The organism is Candidatus Palauibacter scopulicola (genome assembly GCF_947581915.1).
Classification (GTDB): Bacteria; Gemmatimonadota; Gemmatimonadetes; order Palauibacterales; family Palauibacteraceae; genus Palauibacter; species Palauibacter scopulicola.
In genome coordinates this window covers 1-5,916 of record NZ_CANPWG010000007.1, presented here as the reverse complement: position 1 = coordinate 5,916, position 5,916 = coordinate 1, and the positions used below count along the sequence as shown (strand labels likewise).

Sequence of the window (5,916 nt, the reverse complement as noted above, 5' to 3'; positions counted from 1 at the left end):
AGACTTAGACGAATTCCTGCCGGGATTCTGACCACCGGAGATCCGCTGCCGAGGCACCGGTGGTTGCCGGTCCCGAAGGGGGCGTACGCGCCGGGCTGCCGGTGTTCGCCGCGCGCCTTCGTGTAGCGCTCGATGTCGAAGCGCTCCGGGTCGGGGAAGTACTCTTCGAGCATGTGCCCGACTGCCGTACCGATCATGACCTGGCTGCCCGCGGGTACCCTGTGACCCGCAAACTCGAACGAGTTGGCGGTGGTCCGGAGCACGGCGGGCGAGACCGGGTGGATCCGCAGGGTCTCCATCGCCACGCGGCGCGAGACATCGAGCCCCTGCAGCGCGGCGCCGCTCACCGGCCCCCGGTCGAACAGGGCGTCCGCCTCGGCGGTCATGCGCTCCATGAGCTCCGGGCGCTTCAGCACGTTGTAGAGCATGAACGCACAGGTGCTCGCGGTGGTGTCGAGTCCGACCATGTAGGGCGCGAGCACCGTCAGCGGCAGGTTGGTCTCGGGAAGCAGCTGGGGATCGGCGTCGCGCAGTTCGAGCATCAGGTCGATGAAGTCCGGCAGCGTCCTGCGCGGGCCCACTCTGCGCTTGTGGGCGAGAACCGTCCGGGCCAGCTCGCGGCCCCGTTCGCGGGCGCGGCGGAATCGCGGGAGCTTCATGACGTGCGGAATCGTCGCGGAGCTGAGGAGCAGGCCGCCGAGCAGCGTGGTCAGATCCTCCGTGTAGCCCCGCGGCGAATAGCCCGCCATCATGTGGCCCATCTGCTCGGCGATCACGTTCCGGAACTCCGGCAACGCCTCGAACCGCTCCCCCACCGGCCACTTGTCGATCTCCTCGCGGGTGATGCCGACGACTTCCCGTGACCGGTCCCTCATGGCCCGGACGGCGTATCCCCTGGCCTGGGCCTTCCGCGTGGTGACGTGATCGATCCCGTCCATCGTCAGAATCGAGCGCGACGAATCCATCTGGTTGTGGAAGTTCGCCATCGGCTCGAGCGACCGGAATGCGGTCTTTCCGTGCGTGGCGAGGAAATCGGCCGCTTCCGGTCCCGCCATGCACACGAACCGGCGCCCCGGAGCGCGAATCCTGAAGATCGGGCCCAGCTCGCGGTACTGGCGGGCGAGGAAGTGGACGAGCCCCTTCCGCATCGCCAGGCCGTTCCCCAGCAGCGGAATGCCCGGCACCGCGGGGATCTCCTTCGGTTGCGGAGGTTCCGGAGGCGGTTCATCGGGCGCCTCGAGTCCTTCGATCGCCAGGCTCATCGTGCGGCCGATCAGGTCGAGATTCTTCAGCAGATCGATGCGATCCCGGATCTGCGCCCGCTCCTCCGATGACAGAATCGTGCGAAACAGGCCGCAGGCGTTGGCCAGCGCGATCATCGCGATATCCCGCGGGTCCGGGACATCGTCGCTGAACAGCGCGCGCATGATCCGCAGCCTGGCTTCTTCGACCGACTGTCCTTCAACCGGGGGATAGCGCCGCGACCGCGACACCGACGGGACGAGCGACAGGAGCCCGTGCGCCTCGGATCTCAGGATCCCCCGCTCGATCAGGCGGGCCAGCGCGGCGCGCCGGATCCGGTCACCCCGCCCGGCGATCCGCCCGAGCCAGTAGCCCGTGTCGCGCGCCCCGTCGTCCCTCGCGATCTCGGCGAGCGCCGGATCGAGGATGGCGTCGCCCACCGGCGTGGCGTCCACGAGCATCAGGCGCTCGGTATCCGTGTCGATGCGGTCCTCGAGCGCGAGATCCATCAGCACCGCCCCGGCCAGCGCCAGGTCGAGCGAGCGGGGGGGCAGGCTGGTGGCCAGGTCCCCCCGCTCCTCGTCCAGGACGAGAATCAGGATTTCCTCCGCGAACCTCAGCATCGCGTGCTCCCGTCTACCCTTGAATCTTGCCAAAACAGCACCACCTTGAGCGCGCTATCGCGTAAAACTCACCTCGAAATAAACGAAGTGCGCCATGACGACAACAAAATACACTGGCCGGTGATCGTGCACCGCTTGGCCTGGCTGGCCGTTCGGATAGCGACCGCGGTCGCGGTCATCGTCGTCCCCATCGGCTACGCGACGGTGGGGAGCGACGCGGGCGTCGCGGTCGGCGCCGGCTGCGGTCTCGCCATCGGCGCGGCGGTCGGTCTCAGCGGGAACCGGGGGCCGCGGCCGTGGACCGGCATCCTCGTCGGCTCGCTGGTCGGGGTCGGCGCCGTGTTCGCCTCCACGGTGGCCGTCACCAGCGGGGCGATCGCCATGTCGCCGGTCCTTGCGCTGGGGGTCGGACTGATCCACGGGGAAGACCTCCTGGACGAGGTCGGCGGGACCTCCTTCTCGGGGTATCGGGACGCGTTCCGGGAGACGTTGTTCGTATCCGTCCTTCTCGCCCTGGGGCTTCTGCCCGCGATCTATACGCTATCGGAACCGTCGCTGTTCGTGGACATCTTCCTGTTCGTGCCCTTCGTGGCGCTCTCCGCCGGCCTCCTCAGCCGCCGCGCCGCGGGCTGGCGCGACACCCGCGCTCCCGCCCTGCTGGTGCTCGCCACCGGCCCTACCGTCGGCTATGCCTTCGGTGCGATTGTCCTGGGGTTGATGGAGGCCGACCCCGGGCTGAGCCTCGGCGCCGGCCTCGGGATCGGGGTCGGCCTGCTGCTCCTTGAACTGACGGTCACGGCGGCGTTTTTCGTGTTCGGGCGCGCGGCGATCATCTGGTGCCGGCCGCGGTTTCAGGTGTACAGCGGTCTCTCCGACTACCTGCGCGTCATGTGGGTCCCGATCGGCGGGTTCGCGATCGGCTACGTGACGATCATCCTGCTGTTCGCCGGATTCTACGGCATGCTGGAACACTTCAGTCCGGGGGCGTTCGCCGACGCCGGCACGGGGATCGTCGACTGGCTGTTCTTTTCGTTCTTCGCCGGCCTCGCCCAGGACTTCGCGACCATCGCCCCGGTTTCGGTCGGCGCCCGCGCGCTCGTCGGCATCCACCTGATTCTCTCGGCGGGCTGGGTTGTGGTGTTGTTCGCCGCGGTCATGACCTCCATCGGGCCGAAGCTGGAGCGGATCGCCCGGCGCCACGCGGAGGAAGGCGGCGACGACGACTGACTCCATGATCGACTTCACGTCCGCGCTTCCGTTCCTGCTCCTCTGGGCGGCGTTCGGCGTCTCGATGTTGGCGGGTCGCCGGTCGGTCGCGCCGGCTTTCGTGGCCCTCTCCCTCGCCGGCAAACCCGCCGTGGGGGCGCGCGGTCGTCGCCACCGGGGCCATCGCCATCCTGACGACGGCCGTGACGCTCGCGACGGCGACGGCGGTGGGGTACCTGGCGTGGGACCCGAAATGGCCCGCGATCCTCGCCGCGTGGATACCGTCGAACCTGCTTCTGACCTGCGTCTCCGAGGAGACGGTTTTCCGCGGCATCCTGCAGCGGCACCTGGGAAGAGCCCTGAGCGGAAGGGTGCCCGCGTCGGCCTTCGTGGCCCTCGTCGTCTGCGCCGCCGCGTTCGGCGTCGTGCACATCGCGGGCGGGATGACCTATGTCCTGCTGGCCACGCTCGCCGGCATCGGCTACGGCGCCGCCTACTACGCGACGGGCCGCGTGGAGGCGGGCATCCTGGTGCACTTCCTCCTCAACCTGTCGCACCTGATCCTGTTCACCTACCCGTTCGCCGCCCAATGAGGAAGTTTACGGAGGACGAAATGGACGATGGCTACTCCGCCAGAGCGCAGTCGGACCGCCTCGCCCGCGTCGTGGCCTCGGCCGAAGAAGCGATCGGCGACGGCGCCAAGGCAGCGCGCTGGCTCCGCAAGCCCAACCGTGCTCTCCAGGGACGCCGGCCGCTGGATCTCCTGGCCAGCGATGTCGGCGCCCGCCTTGTCGAGCAGGAGCTGGGGCGCATCGAGCATGGACTGGGCGCGTAGCCCGAAGCCCGCACCCCATGCGGCCCTGTCCTGGGGTTCCCGCGTTGAGTGGGAGCCCACTTTAGTTTGGCCTCCTCTACCTCTCCTCAGGTACTCCTGAAACGGGATCGAAGCTATGAAGCGACGTCGTGAGAATCCGCCGCGTCCGCCGCGGTTCAGCAAGGCGTGGTTCCTTGATTGGGGTCGCACGGTGGTTGTGGTGGCCCTCTTCTTCATCTTCGGGCGGACGTTCCTCGTGGCCACGTTCGTGATCGATTCGGGCTCGATGGAGGAAACGCTGCTGGTGGGCGACTTTGTGCTGGTGAACAAGGTGTCGCTAGGCGCCCCGATTCCCTTCACGAACTCCAACCTGCCGGGGTACGCTCAACCGGAGCACGGCGACATCATCGTGTTTCGCGCCGACCACTCCCCGGGGATCGACATCGTCAAGCGCACGGTCGGGCTGCCCGGCGACACGCTTCGCATGGATGGTGGCATCCTCTACCGGAACGGAGTCGCCATCGATGAGCCCTACGTACGGCGGAACCCACGGATCCCGGACTCCTTCGACCCGAAGATGTTGTGGCAAGCGGACTACTTGCTGCCGGAGCTGTCCCGCGACGCGTACCAGCCGACGCGCGACAACTGGGGTCCCATCACCGTTCCCGAGGCGCGGTACTTCATGATGGGGGACAACCGGGACGACAGCTTCGACTCGCGATCATGGGGCTTCGTAGAACGCCGCAAGATGCAGGGAACGCCGCTATTCCTATACTACTCGTACGACCGTGAAGCTCTGAAGCCGTTTCGCTTCTTGACGGCGATCCGACCGGGGAGAATCGGGCCTCCGCCACGCTAGCCGCATTCAAGCAAGGATCGGGTAGGAGGTTGAGTGGGCCCGGGTAGATTTGGTGAAGCAGCGTCCCCTGGCGGGGCCGATGCTTCACCGAGCTCGCGCCCCTGGGGGGCGCTCGGTTGAACTACCGTCGACATAGCCGTCCGTGAGGTCGGTCTGGAGATCGAAGCCGGGGAGAGGTTTGAGGGCCGGTGGAGGAATAGTGGGCCCGGGTAGATTTGAACTACCGACCTCACGCTTATCAGGCGTGCGCTCTAACCAGGCTGAGCTACGGGCCCCGAAGAAGACCGGCGCGCGACCGTTCCGCGTGGGCGGAGGGTCGGGCGCCGGGCGGCGTCCATCCTAAGGAGACGGCGCGGCGGGTTCAAGTTTTCGCCCCCCCCCTCCCCCCGCTCTGCGCCAGCTCTGGCGAGCGGACCACCAGCGCATCTGACAAAGGGGCGTGGCGGGCTGAGCACGGTGACCGGGGAGCGGTGGGCCCGGGTAGAGTTGATGAAGCAGCGTCCCCTGGCGGGGCCGATGCTTCATCGAGCTCGCGCCCGAAGCGGGCGCTCGGTTGAACTACCGACCTCACGCTTATCAGGCGTGCGCTCTAACCAGGCTGAGCTACGGGCCCCGAAGAAGACCGGCGCGCGACCGTTGGCGCGGCGGGTTCAAGTTTCCTGGGCGCCGGGGACTCCGTTTTCGACGACGTAGCTGGCGCGGGTGGCGATCGGGGCGTCGGGGCGGGTGACGTAGGGCATGACGCGGAAGTCGGTGCGGAGGCGGGCGGGGGAGAGGCGGCAGCGGACGTAGCCGCGCTGGGCGTTGAAGAACTTGATGTGGGGGTTGTGGCCCATGGCGTTGTCGCCCTGCGGCCCCGTGTCCACTCCGTCTCCGCTCGAGCTGATGGAGGTGCCGGCGAATTCGGCGCCGACGGTCGGGGAATCCGCGCGCTCGAAGTCGAGCTTGAGGTCGTTGACCCAGTTGGTGTGGAGGTCGCCGGTGAGGACGACGGGGTTCGAGGGGCGGCGCTCGTGGAGGAAGCTCATGAGGCGGTCGCGATCGGCGGGGTAGCCGTCCCACTTGTCCATGGCGAGGGTGAGTTCCTCTTCGCCTTCCTCGTCGCCCTCCAGCAGCCGGGCCATGAAGACCTGGTTGGCGAGGACGTTGTAGCGGGCGGATGACGAGTCGAG

At 67.9% G+C, this 5,916-nt stretch carries 6 protein-coding genes and 1 tRNA gene; 4 read left to right on the top strand and 3 right to left on the bottom strand.

Annotation, left to right across the window (positions count from 1 at the left end):
- On the bottom strand, positions 1 to 1,865 hold a 1,865-nt coding region (locus RN743_RS00545; protein ID WP_310775144.1), incomplete at its 3' end, for a cytochrome P450.
- 87 nt (positions 1,866 to 1,952) lie between these two features.
- Here RN743_RS00545 and RN743_RS00540 point away from each other — a divergent pair.
- The 4 genes from RN743_RS00540 (at position 1,953) to lepB (ending at position 4,744) form a co-directional block, all read left to right on the top strand.
- A complete protein-coding gene (locus RN743_RS00540) occupies positions 1,953 to 3,092 on the top strand; it encodes a hypothetical protein (protein WP_310775142.1) in 1,140 nt (379 codons plus the stop codon).
- Between the two features lie 182 nt (positions 3,093 to 3,274).
- On the top strand, positions 3,275 to 3,664 hold the full coding sequence (locus RN743_RS00535) for a CPBP family intramembrane glutamic endopeptidase (protein WP_310775140.1): 390 nt from the start codon (positions 3,275 to 3,277) through the stop codon (positions 3,662 to 3,664).
- 20 nt (positions 3,665 to 3,684) lie between these two features.
- Positions 3,685 to 3,906, top strand: a complete 222-nt coding sequence (locus RN743_RS00530; protein ID WP_310775138.1) for an MbcA/ParS/Xre antitoxin family protein — start codon at positions 3,685 to 3,687, stop codon at positions 3,904 to 3,906.
- Positions 3,907 to 4,021: 115 nt separating this feature from the next.
- Positions 4,022 to 4,744, top strand: coding sequence for a signal peptidase I (gene lepB / locus RN743_RS00525; protein ID WP_310775136.1), 723 nt, complete (start codon positions 4,022 to 4,024; stop codon positions 4,742 to 4,744).
- A 200-nt stretch (positions 4,745 to 4,944) separates the two neighbouring features.
- Here the strand turns inward: lepB and RN743_RS00520 are convergent.
- Positions 4,945 to 5,019, bottom strand: a tRNA-Ile gene (locus RN743_RS00520).
- A gap of 375 nt (positions 5,020 to 5,394) precedes the next feature.
- Positions 5,395 to 5,916 (bottom strand): alkaline phosphatase D family protein (locus RN743_RS00515; protein WP_310775134.1); only part of this gene is annotated, 522 nt, incomplete at its 5' end.